Origin of the sequence: Deminuibacter soli, from assembly GCF_003412455.1 — a bacterium.
GTDB lineage: Bacteria > Bacteroidota > Bacteroidia > Chitinophagales > Chitinophagaceae > Deminuibacter > Deminuibacter soli.
In genome coordinates this window covers 51,666-69,204 of sequence record NZ_QTJU01000006.1, presented here as the reverse complement: position 1 = coordinate 69,204, position 17,539 = coordinate 51,666, and the positions used below count along the sequence as shown (strand labels likewise).

At 45.5% G+C, this 17,539-nt stretch carries 15 protein-coding genes and 1 pseudogene; 7 read left to right on the top strand and 9 right to left on the bottom strand.

The window, feature by feature from the left end:
- The first annotated feature begins 13 nt into the window (after positions 1-13).
- A complete protein-coding gene (locus tag DXN05_RS16255; RefSeq protein ID WP_116848334.1) occupies positions 14-3,526 on the top strand; it encodes an RICIN domain-containing protein in 3,513 nt (1,170 codons plus the stop codon).
- A 61-nt stretch (positions 3,527-3,587) separates the two neighbouring features.
- Here the strand turns inward: DXN05_RS16255 and DXN05_RS16250 are convergent, their stop codons facing one another.
- The 3 genes from DXN05_RS16250 to DXN05_RS16240 all read right to left on the bottom strand — a co-directional run bounded on the left by DXN05_RS16250 (position 3,588) and on the right by DXN05_RS16240 (position 5,676).
- Entirely contained in the window at positions 3,588-4,034 is a 447-nt protein-coding gene (locus DXN05_RS16250) for an EthD domain-containing protein (protein WP_116848512.1), read from the bottom strand.
- 128 nt (positions 4,035-4,162) lie between these two features.
- On the bottom strand, positions 4,163-4,636 hold the full coding sequence (locus tag DXN05_RS16245) for a YybH family protein (RefSeq protein ID WP_116848333.1): 474 nt from the start codon (positions 4,634-4,636) through the stop codon (positions 4,163-4,165).
- Between the two features lie 50 nt (positions 4,637-4,686).
- The gene (locus tag DXN05_RS16240) at positions 4,687-5,676 is read right to left on the bottom strand and encodes a GlxA family transcriptional regulator (protein WP_116848332.1); all 990 of its coding nucleotides are present in this window, start codon (positions 5,674-5,676) and stop codon (positions 4,687-4,689) included.
- 232 nt (positions 5,677-5,908) lie between these two features.
- Here DXN05_RS16240 and DXN05_RS16235 point away from each other — a divergent pair, with 232 nt between their 5' ends.
- Entirely contained in the window at positions 5,909-6,100 is a 192-nt protein-coding gene (locus DXN05_RS16235) for a hypothetical protein (RefSeq protein WP_116848331.1), read from the top strand.
- A gap of 214 nt (positions 6,101-6,314) precedes the next feature.
- Entirely contained in the window at positions 6,315-7,397 is a 1,083-nt protein-coding gene (locus tag DXN05_RS16230) for an acyltransferase family protein (protein ID WP_116848330.1), read from the top strand.
- Between the two features lie 257 nt (positions 7,398-7,654).
- Here the strand turns inward: DXN05_RS16230 and DXN05_RS16220 are convergent, their stop codons facing one another.
- The 5 genes from DXN05_RS16220 to DXN05_RS16200 form a co-directional block, all read right to left on the bottom strand.
- Positions 7,655-8,308 carry a low molecular weight phosphatase family protein gene (locus tag DXN05_RS16220; protein WP_116848329.1) on the bottom strand — a complete coding sequence of 218 codons (654 nt, stop codon included), beginning with the start codon at positions 8,306-8,308 and terminating at the stop codon, positions 7,655-7,657.
- Between the two features lie 170 nt (positions 8,309-8,478).
- A complete protein-coding gene (locus tag DXN05_RS25310; RefSeq protein ID WP_317125877.1) occupies positions 8,479-8,676 on the bottom strand; it encodes a hypothetical protein in 198 nt (65 codons plus the stop codon).
- A 108-nt stretch (positions 8,677-8,784) separates the two neighbouring features.
- Positions 8,785-9,630 (bottom strand): arsenite methyltransferase, encoded by an 846-nt coding sequence (locus DXN05_RS16210; protein WP_116848328.1) that lies wholly within the window; start codon positions 9,628-9,630, stop codon positions 8,785-8,787.
- A 53-nt stretch (positions 9,631-9,683) separates the two neighbouring features.
- Positions 9,684-10,016, bottom strand: a complete 333-nt coding sequence (locus DXN05_RS16205; protein ID WP_116848327.1) for an ArsR/SmtB family transcription factor — start codon at positions 10,014-10,016, stop codon at positions 9,684-9,686.
- 97 nt (positions 10,017-10,113) lie between these two features.
- Positions 10,114-10,377 (bottom strand): hypothetical protein, encoded by a 264-nt coding sequence (locus DXN05_RS16200; RefSeq protein ID WP_211330079.1) that lies wholly within the window; start codon positions 10,375-10,377, stop codon positions 10,114-10,116.
- A 169-nt stretch (positions 10,378-10,546) separates the two neighbouring features.
- Between DXN05_RS16200 and DXN05_RS16195 the strand changes: the two genes are divergently transcribed.
- The 3 genes and pseudogenes from DXN05_RS16195 to DXN05_RS25305 form a co-directional block, all read left to right on the top strand.
- A complete protein-coding gene (locus DXN05_RS16195) occupies positions 10,547-13,345 on the top strand; it encodes an outer membrane beta-barrel protein (protein ID WP_116848326.1) in 2,799 nt (932 codons plus the stop codon).
- Between the two features lie 866 nt (positions 13,346-14,211).
- Positions 14,212-15,321 (top strand): TlpA family protein disulfide reductase, encoded by a 1,110-nt coding sequence (locus DXN05_RS16185; RefSeq protein WP_116848324.1) that lies wholly within the window; start codon positions 14,212-14,214, stop codon positions 15,319-15,321.
- Positions 15,322-15,563: 242 nt separating this feature from the next.
- Positions 15,564-15,758 (top strand): annotated as a pseudogene (locus DXN05_RS25305) (IS982 family transposase); the annotation flags it as partial.
- A gap of 12 nt (positions 15,759-15,770) precedes the next feature.
- Here the strand turns inward: DXN05_RS25305 and DXN05_RS16180 are convergent.
- Positions 15,771-16,790, bottom strand: a complete 1,020-nt coding sequence (locus tag DXN05_RS16180; RefSeq protein ID WP_116848323.1) for an AraC family transcriptional regulator — start codon at positions 16,788-16,790, stop codon at positions 15,771-15,773.
- A gap of 84 nt (positions 16,791-16,874) precedes the next feature.
- Between DXN05_RS16180 and DXN05_RS16175 the strand changes: the two genes are divergently transcribed.
- Positions 16,875-17,519 (top strand): hypothetical protein, encoded by a 645-nt coding sequence (locus DXN05_RS16175; protein WP_211330078.1) that lies wholly within the window; start codon positions 16,875-16,877, stop codon positions 17,517-17,519.
- Positions 17,520-17,539 lie beyond the last annotated feature (20 nt).

Below are 17,539 nucleotides of genomic sequence, written 5' to 3'. Positions count from 1 at the left end.
AAAACCATGTCATATGAAATCAAGTTCTACCTGCTTACCTGCTGCCGGCAAAGGCAACAGCCTCAGCGCGCCGCTGATGGCGCGTTGTTTACTGCTGCTTGCAGCATTGTTTATTACCTTATCGGGCTGGTGTACGGGTACCCCGGTATACACCATCAACTCCAGCCAGGCCACACTCACCGTCCGTAATATTGGCAGCGGCACTTACGGTATCGGTATCCAGCTCAACAGCACCACTACTTATTATGAACAAAATGCCCCGCTGGCAGTAGAAGTGGTTAACACAGCCGGTACTGCAACCTGGCTCACCGGCGCCTACACTGCAGTGCAGGATATGGGCGGCGGACTGTATAAATGCACCGGCAATATTACCAGCGCCAACGGAAGCGTATTTGCCTTTACCGATACCTACAAGGCATACAACGCCACAGGCACATTTGAAATAAACAGAACCGTGGCCGTTACTACCGCCAATGCAGCAGATGCCGGCTTTTCTACCAGGCTCGCATTTCAACGCGATGTTACCTCAGCCATGAACGATTACGATTTTTTTGCGCCTTCAATCTGGTACAAAAACAATGCAGACGTTGCAGATAACGCGCTCGCCACAGACTTAACAGACAACTATTACTGGTTCAGGGAAGACCGGATGCCCCTGCCCATTTTTATGGTGCGGCAAAAAAGCAATGGCGCTACTTTCTCGGTATACCACAAAAGTCCCGACGGCAGCACCTTTAAAACGGAAGATGGTTTAAACCGCGTAATAGATGGCAGGATGAAATTTGCATCCATGGGTATGCAGAACAACACGCAGCCGCTTATTGGCATGCTGTTTCCAGGAACAGAAGGGGAGCGCACCGGTATCTTCGGCATGTCAACCACCAAACGCTGGGCTTACCGCAGCAATCCTGTTACGCTGAACTACACACAGCAATACAGCATGTCTGTTACCCTAACCAGTGAAACAGATTATACCGCTGCGCTTAAAAACACCTGGATCAACTACTACAACAGCAGTAACCCGGCTTTGTATAGCGTTAATTTAACGCAGGTATATCTTGACCAGGTTGCCATTTTAAACAGGTACTGGCAATCCATCAATGGCGCGCCGGGTGTGCCTTTCAGGATAAAACTCGACGGCACGGTGGAAAGCCAGAATGATTACAATTACGACATGGGATTCGTGGGCATGCAGCTTCCCAATGCTGCATTGCTGATACGTGAAGGTATTAATGCCAACAATGCCACACTGCTGTCAAGAGGCGAGCAGATGGCGGAATGGTGGGCCAACAATGCCAGCCTGCAGAACGGCTGCGTAAAAACCTGGTACGATCCCTACCCGCAAACCTGGCGCAGTTATGCCACCTATATGCGCGTAATAGGCGATGGCATGACAGGATTGTTATGGGCCTGGAACTTTGAAAAGAAACATGGTGTGGACAAAGCCAACTGGCTGAATGTTTGTACCAAGGCAGGTGCCTGGCTGGCTTCCATTCAAAATGGCGACGGCTCTTTCCCGCGGGCAGTGAACTATGCAGACAACACCATTGCATTTGCTGACAAAACCAATACCTCGCACGTGATTGCTTTCCTGGTTGATCTGTACAAGGCAACCGGTGCAGATGTATACCTGCAAACAGCATTAAAGGCCGGCAACTATATTTATACGGATGTATACCAGAACTTCCGCTATGTGGGTGGTACGCCCGATAACCCGAATGTGCCGGATAAGGAAGCGGCATCCATGGCGTTGCGTTCTTTCCTGGCTTTGTATGATCTGACGAAAGATACCAAATGGCTGAACGCCGCATCGCAAACAGCCTACTACTATGAAACATGGGTATATAGCTGGAACGTACCCATTCCGCAGGATGATGCCGGTGCCACTTATCCCAAAACACGATCTGTAACCGGGCTGAGTGTGATTGCCACCGGTAACAATGCAGCCGATTCGTATGCTGCCATTGATGCATTCAGCTTTTACAGGATGTACCTGTACAACGGTGATGCACACCTGTTGCAAATGGCAAAGCTGTTATTGCAGAATACCAAACAGGCCGTTAACTGGGACAGGGCCAACCCGGTTGCAGGATACGGTGATCCCGGTATACTGGGCGAAGCAACCAATGTAATGATCCCGCGCGGGCATGGGGTAAACTATTACCTGCCCTGGCAAACCTATAACCTGATGGAACCATTGGTACTGATGTGGGATGTGTTTGGCAGCTATGATATCAGTACAGCTGAAACCCTGTCGTTAACAGACCGGCAGACAAGGAACAACAACTACTCCAATACCCGTGGTTTTATGCAGGCTGCTACTACACCGGCCGGCATTATTTCAGGCGGTACCTATCGCATCACCGGTGTGCAGAGTGGTAAGGTAATGGAAGTGGAAGCATCTTCTACCACCAATGGCGCCAATATTTCGCAAAACCAATGGAACAATACCAGCAACCAGAAATGGGTGGTGACTTACGTTGGCGGCGGGTATTATAGTCTTACCGCTGTACACAGCGGCCAGGCAGTAGATGTGGTAGCCTCTTCTGTTGCAGACGGCGCCAACATTACACAATGGCCTTACTATGGTAATGCCAACCAGCAATGGCAACTGACCAATGTGGGCGGCAGCAATTACAAGATCATTAACCGCAACAGTGGCAAAGCAGTAGATGTAGCAGGCTTCTCGTTAAGCAATGGCGGTAATATCCAGCAGTTTACCTACAATGCTACAGACAACCAGAAATGGACATTCGAGTTGTTAAGTGCGCCGCCGATTGTATCGGGCGGTGTGTACAAAGTAACCAATAAGAACAGCAATAAGGTGATGGAGGTAGAAGGCGCCGCTGCTGCAAATGGCGCCAATATTTCGCAGAACCAGTGGATGAATACCGATAACCAGAAATGGACAGTAACGGATGTTGGCAGCGGTTACTACAGCATCAGGGCAGTACACAGCGGCCAGGCAGTTGATGTGGTGGCATCATCCACAGCAGACGGCGCCAACATTACACAGTGGCCTTATTACGGCAACACCAACCAGCAATGGCAAATATTGGATGCCGGCAGCGGTTATTACAAAATAGTAAACCGCAACAGCGCCAAAGTAGTGGACGTGGAGAATTTCTCGTTAAGCAACGGCGCCAATATTTCACAATACCACTGGACAGGCACCGATAACCAGCTCTGGAAATTTGAGTTACAGACTGCAGGTGTGCCTGCACGTATCGCAACACTGCCCATTGCTAAAAAAGCTGCTGCCGATTCTGCTGTTGCATTGAATCCGGTGTTGACCCTGTTTCCCAACCCTGCATCCGGTGAATTGCATGTGCGCTGGAACTTCCCTGCCGCAGAAAAAACAACCCTGCAGGTATTCAGTATCGACGGTAAACTGCAGCAGGCGCAAACGGCAACAAACACGGCCCTGGTGGTGATGAATACCAGCAGGCTAAAAGCAGGCACTTACTTATTAACCATCAGTAACAGTAAGGAGGTGATTACCCGAAAATTTATGGTTACGCGGTAAGCGCTCATTTCTTTATCAAAAGCGGTCCTGGCTTAGCCGGGATCGCCTTATTATTGGTTGTTTAATCGTTCAGGTCAATTTTATCTGTGAGTACATCCCAGTGCGAAATCAGCAGCTCAAAGCGGTGCTGTTCGTCTTTCCTGAGCTTTGCTGTATCAGGATAAAGCTGCTTTTTATAAGGACGTGTAAGGTTGGCATCGAATGCCTGCACAGCGCTTTTGAATACGATGGTTACCCTGAAATCCCAGCGGGTATCTTCGCCTGCATGTAACATCGGCACTTCTGTGGTAACCCGTATAATATCGCCTTTCTCCATGGCCTTTTTCAGCAGGGGATAGTGATTGGCCTTCCACAGGTCAATAAACTCGCCGGCAAATCCCCATTTTACTTTGTAATAATTTTCGATGGTGAGGTAGTCTTTGGAAGCAGGATTATTTTGTGCCTGTGCCTGTTGCCATGCAGCAAACAGCAACAGCAGTAGCATGCGTTTTAACAGCGTTAATCTCATAAAGTTGGTTTCCTGTAAAATACGGCAGTCAGCAGGTTGCGTCAATAGCTGTTGCATAAAAACCGGTAGAAATGCACCTGGTACACTGTTTGAAATTATCTTAAGAGATATAGTTAGGCTGTCAGCGGCTATTTATCCGGGGCTGCCTGTGTCATTTCCCGCAAGGTTAGCCAGCCCGAAGGGCTGCTTGCATCCTTCACGTAAATAACCATTGATCTGCCACGGGCGATAACCGGCGCACCACCGTTTTTGGGCGTATTTCTAATGGCGAAGATGGAACATTGTATGGCAGTCTCGCCACTGAATACCGTGCTTTCGATAGTGTTTTCTATAAACTCCACCTTCGAGCTGCTGAACCAGCCGGTTAACTGCTGCTCCAGTGCTGCACGGCCTGTAACTACATTGGTGCCGCCGAAATATTTAACCACATCAGGATGATGCAACCGCGCTACTGCCGCTGCATCGCCTTTGGCAAAGGCAGCTGTAAGGGCGATGATCGCCTTGTCCAGCGATTGCCTCAATGCTATTGTATCGGTAGTACATTGGGCGCGTACCGACATGAAAAAGCAGGTGGCACACAGCAGGGTGAGCAGGTTTTTCATGTTTTACCGGTTTATATGGTAGATCGCCTTTTCTAAGGCATTTTACTTATTTAAACAATCGCTTCCTTATTATACTTCGCCCTGTATTCCAGTGGCGACATGCCGGTTATTTTCCTGAATACTTCACGAAATGCTTTTATATCAGCGTAGCCCACTTCATACATCACTTCATTGATGTTTTTGCGCGTGGTTTCCAATGCTTTTTTGGCTGATTCTATTTTAACCCGCTGCGTGTATTCCAGCGGTGTGTTGCCGGTGGCTTTAATAAACCGCCGGTCGAAGTTGCGCCTGCCTACAGCAAAACGGGCAGACAAATCTTCCACGGATATTTTCTCGTGCAGCTGGCTTTCAATATACGCCTGCGCCTGTTGCACCATTTCATCGCCATGCAGTTTCTGGCCGGTAAAAATAGTAAAGGCAGATTGGCTTTGCCGGTCTATCTCAATCTGGAATATTTTGGAACAATAGATCGCCGTTTGCCTGTCGTAATATTTTTCTACCAGGTAAATCATCAGGTTCAGGAAAGAGTAACCGCCGCCGTTGGTGTAAATGCCGTTTTCATCTGTAATCAATTTTTCAGGCTGCAGTTTTACTTTGGGAAACAGGTTTCTGAAAGTATCGGCCGCACTCCAGTGTGTAGCGCAGTTTTTTCCATCCAGCAAACCTGCAGATGCCAGCATGAAAGTGCCGGTGCACATGCTGGCCAGTTCTGCGCCGTTTTGATATTGTTGGGCAATCCAGTCCCTCAGCAGTTTATTGCCTTTTGTGGCTTCCTGGAAATCACGGATAAGCGAGGGGATAATGATGAGATGTGTTTGGCTGATGTCTGCAATATTGGCCTGTGTTTTTACCGTAAGCAACCCGTTGTCGAACGCCGCTTTTTTGGAAACGCCTGCCAGTATAATGTTAAACGGTTCGTCCCTGCCGACATCTTTCCAGTAAGCATTGGCGCTCATTAATACCTCGTAAGCACCTACAATACAGGCTACGCTGCTTAAGGTGCTTTGTCCGTCGGGAACAAGAATGGTAATCTGTTTCATGATATTTGTCGTGGCGCAACAGCATGTGTTTGCGGGTGATTAAAGATAAGATAACCTGCTTGTCCAAATCAACCCACCGGGAAGGTTATTTTGCCGTTCATCAGGGTTGTTTGAGGTTAAAGATTTACTGTTGTGCTTAAACTGTGGGTGCCGGACAGACACGGCAGGATGGCGTTTGTGTTGGTTTTATATATCCTGGCAGTAATAATACCAATGCTTCATTTGCCTGCTTATGAAATGGATCCTCTTATCATTCAGCGTACATGTATCTGTCGATAACCGGTACAAGCTGTATATAAACGGCAAGTTGGCATCATTAGGGCCGGCAAGGGGAGAACACCTGCAATGGAATTATGAAACCGTAAACCTGGCGCCCTTGGCTGCATACCGGCAGCAATACCATTACCGCGCTGGTATGGAATGAAGAGGATTTAAAGCCTGAAGCACAACTTTCGCTTCGCACCGGTTTTATTATGCAGGGCGCAACGTTACGCTGAGCCGTACAGAACACGGGATATCCGGGAGTAGTGGTATTATTGCATGTATGCCGTCAGGTGAATATTTAATTTATTGTTTAAACGTGGTTTTAAAGATTATTCCAGTATTTTTGGTTTCCACCAATTGCCCTTAAAAATCCAATGTCCAAGCAACCTCAATTACCGGGTATCCAATACCTGAGAGCTTTAGCGGCCATTTTAGTAGTGTTAACCCATACATCGGGAATGGCCAGGTTTCCCAAGTATTTCAACATGAACATGTGCGATGGTTTTTTTGATTTAGGCGCCATAGGAGTACCCTTGTTTTTCGTTATCAGTGGTTTTATCATCGCATATGTATCCTTGCAACAAAATACTTTAACACCAAAAATTTCGCCTGCAAGCTTTTTCGGCAAACGCTTTACCCGCATCATCCCGTTCATGTGGGTATGTGTAATAGGCTATGCCATGCTGCGTGTATTGGGTAGAGATGGTAAGTTTCCTTACATGGAATATGGCAGGTCAATCATCCTGTTCCCGGTTGGTGCGGTGCAGCCTAACCAGATCTGGACACTTCGTCATGAGTTTTTATTCTATATCCTGTTTTGTATAAGTATTCTCCAGATACGGTCGTACCTGGTGCTGGTAGTTTGGTTTCTTTCTCCTTTTGTGTGGTTTTTTGCAGCGCCTTATATAAGTAATGAATTTTTAAACGCACTGGGTAGTTTTGTATTCAGCAAGCTGAACCTGTTGTTTGGCGGAGGCTACCTGGTTGCTGTGTTGTTTTTGCAAGATAAGCTGCCACGCTTAGAAAAACGTGCAAGCACATGGCTCACTGTTGTGAGTATTGTTTTTTTACTGATAGCAGCTTATTGCTTTGCTGGAAAATATAAAACCTTTTACCAGGTATTTGTTTGCGGTGTCCTGTCATCTCTGGTTTTATATGCTGCTATTTATCTGCAAACTTCGGCAACTCCTTCGCGCATAGAAAAGCTGCTGTTGTTACTGGGAGATGCATCGTATGCCATCTACCTTATTCATGCAGGCATCGTTTCTGCAATGCTGGGTGTTTGGTCGAAGCTGGACCCCAAAGCCAACTGGGTGCTTATTATGCTGGCTGGTGTATTGCTTTCCTGCACAGGCGGCATTATTGCACATAAGTTTATAGAGAAACCGCTTTTAAAGTTATTTCAGGGTAAAAAGAAAAGTAGGCCTGTGCCTTTGGGTGAATTGAAAAGTGCGTAACTGCCGGCTGCAGGCTAAGAAAAACGCTCCTGAAACAGCTCGAAGGCGACGACCGGCAGGAAATTCATCCAGGTGATGTTGTTTATTTCGCCCCGGGTGAAAAGCATTGGCACGGAGCCACAGCTTCCACTGCCATGAGCCATATTGCTATACAGGAAAAACTAAATGGCTCACCTGTTGACTGGATGGAACATGTTGACGACGCACAATACAACAAATAAGCAATGGTGCATTGAGGCTTTGTGCAGCGCGCCGGTTTATTGCGCATTGGTTGAACGAAGTGTTGATTGTACCAGCGAAAATGTATACAAAACTTCTGTAGCAATCTGTTCGCAACGGGCACTATATACCTGGTCCTGGCTGGGCTTGCCATCTCCGTCTTTCGGGTCTTCGTAAGGGGTTGCCACTTTCAGTGTGGCACCGGTTACAAAAGGGCAGTTATCGTCTGCATGTGAACAGGTCATCACAGCAATAAAGTTGCTGGTAGGGTTGGGCTTATCCATATACTTCTTGGAAAATGTAATAAGCGGATCAGCGCCGCTTGCATATACTACGCTGTAATGCGGGTTAGGTTGCCCGGTAGCTCCAGAGATCTTAAACCCGGCTTCCTGCAATGCTTTGATGGCGTTGGGGTTAAAGGCAGTGATCTCGGTGCCGCCGGAATAGGTAGCTATTGCCGGAATAGCGTAATAGGCCGCAGCAGCCGCTGCCCATAACTGGCCCATATGGCTTCTGCGGGAGTTATGGGTGCAAACATAGATCAGTGCAGCTTTTCCGGTTGTATGGAGTGCAGCTGTTACAGCGTCTGCAATTTTATTCAGCTCGCTTTTTCGTTGCCAATTAATCAGGTCAAACTTTTTTTCAACGGTACCAAGGTACCCGGTAAGTGCAGGTAAAAGTTGAATGCTCATGTTGAAGGCTTACGCTTTTGCGGCGTTGATAATAACAGTATAATATTTTTTTCGTAGCCGGAAGGCCACATTTACCAGGGCTATCAGCGCAGGTACTTCTACCAGCGGGCGTATTACACCTGCAAAAGCCTGGCCCGAGTTAATACCGAAAACCCGATAGCAATCAATGGCTATGGCAAGCTCGAAATTGTTGGCTGCGGCAGTAAAGGCAATGGAGGCATTGGGCTGTAATCCGCGCCCATGGCCTTGCCCGGCATAAAACTCACCAGGAACATAATGGCAAAGTAGATGGCCAGCGGTATGGCGATTCTGACTACATCCAGTGGTATCTGCACAAGCAGTCTGCCTTTCAGGCTAAATATAACCATGATGGTAAATAGCAGTGCAATCAGTGTTATGGGGCCAGGAAGCTAAGGCGCCTGCGCCGGGCCGGGTTACAATTTTGCATGTGAAAGTATTAAAGTGGGTGATGCGTTTTATTGAGCACAGCATCCCGGAGCGCAGCAGGCTTCTGTTGCCGGCTTTTCTGCATACACGGTAATGCTGTAGATGCCGTTGTTGCCGGTACGGAAAGCAGTGATTTCTTCGGGCGATAAGTAGCTGCTTAAAATATCATCGGGAATGAAAATGGCTTTTTCTTTCTGGATGGTCATATGCTGAAAACCGTTGGCTGTGATCAGGTCCAGGTATTCGTTTTTCTGGATGGCACCGGATACGCAGCCGGCATACATTTCAGCGGCCTGTCGCAGGTTGTGCGGCAGGTTGCCTTCAAGCACAATATCAGAGATGCTGAAGTGACCGCCGGCTTTGAGTACGCGAAAAATTTCTTTAATCACACCATCTTTATTGGGTACAAGGTTCAGCACGCAGTTACTCACTATCACATCGGCCACACCAGCGCCTGCCGGCATTTTTTCAATATCGCCCTGGCGGAACTCTACGTTATTGTAACCCAGTTTGTCCGCATTGGTACGGGCCAGCTCAATCATGGCAGGTGTAAAGTCAATGCCAATCACTTTACCGTTTTCACCTGTTTCCCTGCGTGCGATAAAACAATCATTGCCAGCGCCTGAACCCAGGTCTATCACCGTGTTACCCGGTTGTATTTTGGCAAACTGCGTAGGCAGGCCACAGCCCAGTCCCAGATCAGCATCCGGGTTATAACCTTCCATCGTACTGTAATCATCACTCATGATATTGTATACTTCGGTTGAACAGCCGCCTGCACCGCAGCAGGACGCCTGGTTCGTACCCTTGTCCTGTAAAGCGATCTCGCTGTATTTCTGTTTTACAAGTTCTTTCAGTTGTTCAGCTGTTTGCATAATAAATTTATTTATCGTATAATTGCAATATTGCGATAATTAGAACAAAAAAATCAACAACAGTTGCTGTCGCTATCTTTCACTTCCCTGAAAAAGGCATTAAATAGCGTATTGTACCGTTTCCATATTTTGGGATTAATGCAGTAGCACACGGATGCGCCTTCAATATTCCCCTGGATAATGCCGGCATTTTTCAGCTCTTTTAAATGCTGGGAGGTGGTTGCCTGCGCAAGCCCCAATTCATCTACCAGATCGCCCGTAATACAAGCATTCTTCTTCAGCAGGTATTGCAAAATGGCAATACGCGCAGGGTGGGCGATAGCCTTGGCCATATTGGCCAGCTCATTCTGCTGTTTGGTAAATAAATCTGATTTCGTGATGCCCATATCGCAATATTACGATTATAATCCGGATATCACCAAATTTACTGCGCAATAAAAAAACTCTCTAAATAAGTTAAGAGGGCTTTTGCCCGGAACCGGACTATTTTGATGCTACGCCAGTTTTTCCGTAACCGTTTGCAACCGGCTCATCGTACCATTTCAATGTGATATAGGCCGGAAAGATGGCGCCTATTAAAATGAGTAATGCCCAGGGCCATGCGTGCACTATAATTATGCCTTTGTGATTGCTGATCCAGGTAACGTAAAAATACACCAGGGGTAGTGCAATGGCACCGGCGCCGTCTAGAATTGGGTAGTGTATGGTTCCATTAAATCCGAATATCTTCCTGCTATAGTTCCTCAAATGCACCAAGTTTAACAATGCCACTGATAGTTGTACTATTTGTGCTGCCAGGGTAAGACCATGTCGATTACCCGCCGACGGATCTTCACCGGTAATTTTCCCCATGTTGTAAAAAAATGTTTACTTAGGATAACTAACCGCATTAACTGCTTATCAACAGAGAGTATTGATGAAAAAAAAGATTTTTCCATTCGCCTTATCCATATTGATCAATCTCGTTGTCTTTACCAACGTTTCTGCTCAACTGTCGGCAACGCTTACTGGTAACCTGGTGGATTCAGTAAACAGACATCCCATGTTTTTGGCGACTGTCGCACTGTATAGATCCCAAGATTCCACTATTATTAATTATAAACTCACCGATGATAAGGGGCATTTTAAGTTTGCCAATGTTCCTGCAGCAACACCGCTCAAACTCATTGTCACTTATTCTGGTTATAGTGTATACAGAAGAAATTTTACGCTGCCGGCAGGTGTGACAGATTTCGGTAATATTGTTATGAAGCCCGATACGATTGCCCTGGAGACAGTGCTGGTACTTGCTGAAAGACCTCCCGTGATTGTTAAAAAGGATACGATTGAGTTTAACGCCAGTTCTTTTAAGATGTTACCCAATGCAGTGGTTGAAGATTTATTCCGGAAATTGCCTGGTATGGCCGTTGATAAGGAAGGCAACATCACGGCCAATGGGCAGCGGGTTAGCAAGTTATTGGTGGATGGCCGTGAATTCTTTGGTCAGGACCCAAGAATCGCCTCTAAAAACCTGCCCGCAAATATCATCGACAAAGTGCAGGTGACGGATGATAAGGAAGAGGCATATATGCATCCCAATCGTCCTTCCTGGGAAAATGGTAAGATCATCAATCTAACCTTGAAAAAAGGCGTAAAACAAGGCATATTCGGAAAAGCCTTTGCAGGTGCCGGCACAGAGGGCCGTTATGAGGCTGGTGGCCTTTTAAATATGTTCAGGGATACACTTCAGGTGAGTGCAATTGGATTTAGCAACAACCTGAGCAGAAATGCAGGCTTTCAGTCCGATGACCTGCTTTCGATTGGAGGATTTCAAAGAAGTAATTTCAATGACATGAACTTAAACGCAGATGGCTCTGTGGCAAGCATCGATAAGCTGTCTTTTGGAGGAGATGCCGGCGGCATTCAAAAGTCAACGGGCGGAGGCCTGAATATCAACCATCAACTGGGAGCCAATACTACCCTGAACTTGCTGTATTTTTATAACGGCAATTCATCTGCGCTGGATAAGCTTTCGGTGAGCCAGCAGTTCCTTGGCGATTCGATATTAAATGTGCGTACCCACGCGCTCCAAGATATTGATAGTAGAACCCACTTACTTTCTGGAAGCCTTCGGCAACAGATAAGCAACTTTGAACAACTTAATTTCAAACCTGCGCTGTATGTGAGCAATGTGACCAGCCATTCCTTTACCGACATTAGTTCCGCAACAAACTATCAGCAGTTGTTAAACCACAGTGTGAACCGGGAGACTTTGAATGGAGATGGCTTAAATTATTCACATGAATTAAGTTATAGTAATCTCAGGTTGAAAAAAGCCGGTCGGTCCTTTACCGTCCTCAACCGCCTGTCACTCGATCATAATAAGCAAGATCAAATCAATTCAGCGAATAGTGACTTTTATAGCGGAGGGGATTCACTCTACGATTATTTAAACCAGCTACGCCATACCAATTTGCCGTCTTTTTCAACTTCAGTGGATCTAACCTATAAAGAACCCATCAGCAAAACCCTGTCTTTGCAGTTTACCAGTACGGTTGCTTATTTCAATGAAAAGCAACAGACCGGTGCTTATAACTTTGATACGCAGGCGCATTCCTATGTAGAAAGGATAGATTCCCTTTCTTTGGTTTCACACCGCACCGGCTTTAAAACCTTTTCAACTGTTACACTTCCCTGGCAAATCGGCCAGGTGGTCTTTACACCAGGCATAACGGTGCAGACAATCAATATCAACAACAGGTTTGGTGATTCGGCTGTTCGCCAAGACTTCCAGTACTATAGACCATATGCCACGATACGCTGGCGCCGATTTTATCTCGGGTATAGCTCTACACTCAAAGAACCAGATGTAACCAGCATTCAACCGGTTGTCAATAACACCAACCCGCTTTTTCAGATCAAAGGCAATCCATACCTGAAGCCAGTAAAAAGCCAGACTGTAAGTTTGTCGCATAATATCTATAAGGCCAGCAAACTGATTGCCTATAACTTCCGCATTGCAGCGACCAAGTATACGGATGCTATTATACAACAACGCTCGGTGGATGGTGACGGCGTCCAGTACGCAATGCCTGTCAATACAAACGGGAATTGGACAATTAGTGAAATGGCAGGTATTACCAAGCACCTGAAAGTAGGCAATGGCAATTGGGAATTGATCGGGGGGGCTAAATTCAATAGCAGTTTTAACCGGAATATCATACTGGTAAATACTTTACGGAGTGAGCAGCGGCTATGGAATATATCTCCAAGTGCAGAAGCAGGGGTGAACTGGAAAGATCTGGTTGATGTGCGACTATCATATGTACTCTCTGTATACAAAAGCCGATATAGTGATCCCGAATTTCCCAGCCTGGATGTCACAACCCACGGTGCGAAGCTCAATATGACCCTTCACTTGCAAAAGCATTTCTATTTTGAAAATATGCTTGACTACCAGATAAACCCACTACAGCCAGCTGGAATAAAAAAAGACAACTTGCTATGGCATGGTGCGTTTAACTATACCTTTCTTAAGAACAATGCAGGCATTTTAAAATTATCTTATTTTGACCTGTTAAATCAAAACACCGGGATAAGCAGGGTTATTAGTCAGAACTACATTCTTGATTCACAAATCAAATTGCTTCATCGCTACTTTATGCTGACATTTATTTACAACATCAGGAATTTTAGTCAAAAGGAAAATAAGAATCGCTCCCTTTTTAATTTTTAAAGAAGCGTTTAGCTACTCTATTTTTTTACGCGTACATGCGTACCAGCAGCATAAGCTTAGCAGGGTGGCGGCATATACTGAAGTAATTATTAAAGTCTGCTGCAACTTTACAAAATCTGATCGAAATAAGGTTCAGACTTAAGAAACCCAATTGAGGATGCTAATAAAGTAATTGCTAAAGCCAGGGAACTTTTTTTAATTGAAGCTATAGATGCTGATGAATACAAGCAAATAAAAATCGGATAGTGCGAAGAAAGTCATAGAGTTGGAAGCGAGATTGATGGATATGGCCAAAATATCAGTAAATCTGGAGCTCCTTAAAACGTGTATAGAAACCCTGCAGAATATAGCAAATCTGTATCGAGAAGGGGATGTTCCCCGAAAAACTGCTTTTTCAAGAATCGACTTTTCGAACCACAAGTCTAAACGAAATCGTTTCGCTGATATGCAATGTGGGAAAGGGTTTTGGGGAAATAAAAAAGGACAAATCGATGAAAATATCGACTTGTCCTCTATAGTGACTACTATACGCAGAAACCACGTAAGATAAGCGCATATCAACTAGATTCTTCCAATTCATACCTGCTTCAGCGCCGGGAGATATATTCCATGGTTTTTGCTCACTTTGCAAAGAATTAACCAAAATGATAGTTCTGTTAAAGCTACTGTTGGATTTAGCTCCACCTATTAGCTACTTTCGCCATTCCCAAGTTTAAATGTTTGTAATGCCAGTCATTTCACGGATTGTCAAGCTATATTAAATAACGGTAAATGCCAGGCTGCAATAAATAGTGCTTAAGAATTTAAGGTCAAGTATAAATTTTTTTTATAGATTAGACGCTGTATATCCAAAACATCTAGCAGGCATGAGAACATCACGTTTTTTCAATCTTTGCATTGGCTTACTATTGCTTTCTATTTTGCAGGATAGGACAGGTTATGGCCAGGGAACTAATGTCATCGAAAAATATCGTGCAGCGATTGAACAGTGCTCCAAAATATCATATGAAGTAATTCGGATCGATACATTTGTCACCGGTGCTATCTGGAAGCATTCAGGTCAGTGTTATATGGCAAAGAGCGCAGCCGATACATTCACAGGGTATCGTTTTTCGTGTTACCGACCAGATTTACATATGCGACTTCAATATGACGGAGTACGTGCCTATGTTATCAATGAGCATGCAGGTTTGCTGGATTCGCTGGAGCTAAACCGAAAAATGCTCTATGGCAGTCCTCCCGGACAGCTACTGGTACCGGAATTAATGAGTTTTGATACGACAGGTGTTCGAATCTCCGTTAGTGAAACTCGAACCAACTACCTAATATCAATAGCTTTTCCAGATGATACAGCCTACGGTATTGAGCACCACAATAAGATATTGTACCTGAGCAAGAGTGATTACCTGCCGGTAAAGATTCTGGATACACTCCATGCATTTGGAGCAAGGCAGGTCACGATTAAAGAGCTAAAAAATATGGGGGTGAATGTAAATGGAGAATTGGCAATTTTAAATAGCACCCAGCTATCCAAATACAGGCCCACTCCAAAAGAGAACAAGAAGCCGGGATCTTTACTTTCTGAAAACGCGCCATCTTTCAAGTTGCCGGACTTCAACGGGGAGTTTTATGCGTATGACGGATCTGCTAAAAAGATCGTTTTACTGGACTTTTGGGATACCTGGTGCGGACCCTGCCTTGGTGCGATGTCTAAGGTGCAGGGAATACATGAACAATTTAAAGGCAAAAACCTGGAGGTGATCGGTGTACTCACCAATTCCAAAAACGCGGTGCTGGCCAGACAAATCTACGCAACGAAAGGCATTACCTTCCTGGGGCTGATAGCCGACGAAAAGATGCGAGAGCAGTACAACGTAAAGGCGATACCAGCATACTTTATTCTAAAAGATGGAAAAATTGTGTATGCTGCCAATAGCATCGATGCTAGTATTGTTGAAGAATCCCTGAGAAGATAACACCGGCCGAGTGCTATAAAGCACAAACCCGACCGATATTGCTGATGGATTTCTATAGTTCAGATACGTTGTATGCAAGCATGCGCGACGAGTAAATTGTTTTTTCCAATACATACAGCCGGTGCCGCTTGGCGTCTACCCTAGGCGCGAGGATGCAGAAGGAACAAACATCTTATAGGTCGGCTTCCCATGTTTGTCGAATATGTAGATGCTTTTTTAGGGTTTCTGATTCAGCTCTTTAATATCCTAAGAAAAATAGATCGAAGCGACAGATGGTGGAAACTGTATTTTCCCAATTGTGTGACCACCTAAACCTAAGAAGAAACTATGCACGATCATACATAGGACTAGCTACCAGGTTGTCTTCCAAACTGTCGGCAACTTCTTTACTTCAGTTCATTAATTTCCAGAACGAAGTTAAAATTTACGAGCTGCAATCTGGTGTAATCTTAACGCCGTTCGTAATTATCCACACCTACCTTTTTAACCGCACGCGGCGCCACGTTCGTCCACGACTTAAAGGCCTTTCTGAACGCGGTCGGATCAGAGTATCCGAGGATATCTGAAACCTCCGAAATTTTTATCGCTGGATTTTGCATTAATTGAAACGCAATATCTTTTCTAATTTCCCCGGCAACATCGCGGAAGGTGGTGCGTTCCTGCATCAGTTTTCGTTGCAGGCTGCGGGGTGTCATATCCAATGATGAGGCAGCTTCGTCAATCGAAGGTATCCTTCCCTTGAACTGCATGAACAATACCTGTTTCAAATTTCCGCTGGTTGTATTGGTGGCTAGCAGCGCCTGCTTTTCGGCCACCATCGAGTTGAAGCGCTCAAACATAGATTGATCGCTGGTGAGTATAGTCGCAGTTATATCTTTTTTATCTAAAATAATACGGTTGACCTCCTGGTTAAAAAGTACGTCACAGCCAAAAAACTTTTGATATTCGGAAACTTCCCGCTTTGGGTAGGCCAGTTCTATTCGTAACGGAACAATGCGCTGGCCTGTAAGTGCTGCGGAGGTGTTGAGCGTTGATGCCAATAAAAAATCGTTTGCCTGCCTTGCCGGTTCCGGATGCTTCAGCAGCCACATTTTATTCTGTTCTATTTCAAGAATGGCCACATCATTAATGATGTATTTATAGGAGACCATCGGCGATATCATGTGGCCATACTTGCTTAGCATTTGCAACGCCTGGTCAAGATCTTTACAACTTTGGATCAAAAATCCAACCATGCCATGCAGCATTTTGGGCGTGCCCATACCTATATGCAAACCGATTAAGGGATCGCCGGTGAGTTTTAAAAGGGGCACCCAGATCAAAGCCGCTTTTTCCCACTCAACCATTTTTTCTGAATCGCCCATTTCATCAGCGCTGATATGCGACACCTCGCAAAGTGCATCAAATGCCGCCCCGAATGAGGTGGCTGTCTGGAAGATGGTACGTATAACAGTTCCCTGTAAACCCATGGCGCAAAATATATCATTTGAGGAATAAAAGATGCCTTTTCAGGCGCGGGAAAGGAGGGTCCTTTGTATTCTAAATTACAAATTATGAACAATACTAAAAGCATGTTTTTGAGAAAATGGGTGGTCGGAAACCTGGTCGTTTACCCAGGATTATTGGGCCTTTTGCACCCGCTGATTGCACACGGGCTTACCGGCGATCATGATAAATTGTTAACGACACCGCAGTTTATCATGCATACCATTTCGATATTCATTTTTGTTTTCTTCCTTGCCGTTTCGAGAAACAAAACTTTTGAAGTAATTGGGAAAAAGAAAACCCTGTCAGACGCTTGGCCGTTACTGTTCTTTGCGCCATGGGTGTTCTGGCTGGGCTACTATACCTTGTTCGTGCCATTCGATATTCTTTTTATGTTCCTCTCCATCGGCATTATCAACGCTGTACAACTAAGGCCCTTTGTAAAATCTCCCGCAAAATGGATAGGGCAATGCATACTCGGTTATTTGCTGGCGGCTGTTGCAGGCATTTTGATCGGTCTCGGCGCTTATCTCCAGTATTACAAAGACTTCCAGGGCATCTCTAAAGATCTTGCCACCTGGACATCCATCAGTATTCCCGCGGCATTTGTTGTTGCTTTTTATTTCAGGTATATCCTGGGCAGGCAGATTCGATTTGACAACAGCCAGGACATGATGGCCAAAAGCCAACCGCAGATCTCAAAGGTTGCATAAAAATCCCCGCCATAAACCAG

Excerpts from the sequence above, each read along its gene's own strand:
- DXN05_RS16255 (WP_116848334.1), top strand. The coding sequence starts at position 14 with ATGAAATCAAGTTCTACCTGCTTACCTGCTGCCGGCAAAGGCAACAGC.
- DXN05_RS16250 (WP_116848512.1), bottom strand. The coding sequence starts at position 4,034 with ATGAGATTAACGCTGTTAAAACGCATGCTACTGCTGTTGCTGTTTGCT.
- DXN05_RS16245 (WP_116848333.1), bottom strand. The coding sequence starts at position 4,636 with ATGAAAAACCTGCTCACCCTGCTGTGTGCCACCTGCTTTTTCATGTCG.
- DXN05_RS16240 (WP_116848332.1), bottom strand. The coding sequence starts at position 5,676 with ATGAAACAGATTACCATTCTTGTTCCCGACGGACAAAGCACCTTAAGC.
- DXN05_RS16235 (WP_116848331.1), top strand. The coding sequence starts at position 5,909 with ATGAAATGGATCCTCTTATCATTCAGCGTACATGTATCTGTCGATAAC.
- DXN05_RS16230 (WP_116848330.1), top strand. The coding sequence starts at position 6,315 with ATGTCCAAGCAACCTCAATTACCGGGTATCCAATACCTGAGAGCTTTA.
- DXN05_RS16220 (WP_116848329.1), bottom strand. The coding sequence starts at position 8,308 with ATGAGCATTCAACTTTTACCTGCACTTACCGGGTACCTTGGTACCGTT.
- DXN05_RS25310 (WP_317125877.1), bottom strand. The coding sequence starts at position 8,676 with ATGGTTATATTTAGCCTGAAAGGCAGACTGCTTGTGCAGATACCACTG.
- DXN05_RS16210 (WP_116848328.1), bottom strand. The coding sequence starts at position 9,630 with ATGCAAACAGCTGAACAACTGAAAGAACTTGTAAAACAGAAATACAGC.
- DXN05_RS16205 (WP_116848327.1), bottom strand. The coding sequence starts at position 10,016 with ATGGGCATCACGAAATCAGATTTATTTACCAAACAGCAGAATGAGCTG.
- DXN05_RS16195 (WP_116848326.1), top strand. The coding sequence starts at position 10,547 with ATGAAAAAAAAGATTTTTCCATTCGCCTTATCCATATTGATCAATCTC.
- DXN05_RS16185 (WP_116848324.1), top strand. The coding sequence starts at position 14,212 with ATGAGAACATCACGTTTTTTCAATCTTTGCATTGGCTTACTATTGCTT.
- DXN05_RS16180 (WP_116848323.1), bottom strand. The coding sequence starts at position 16,790 with ATGGGTTTACAGGGAACTGTTATACGTACCATCTTCCAGACAGCCACC.
- DXN05_RS16175 (WP_211330078.1), top strand. The coding sequence starts at position 16,875 with ATGAACAATACTAAAAGCATGTTTTTGAGAAAATGGGTGGTCGGAAAC.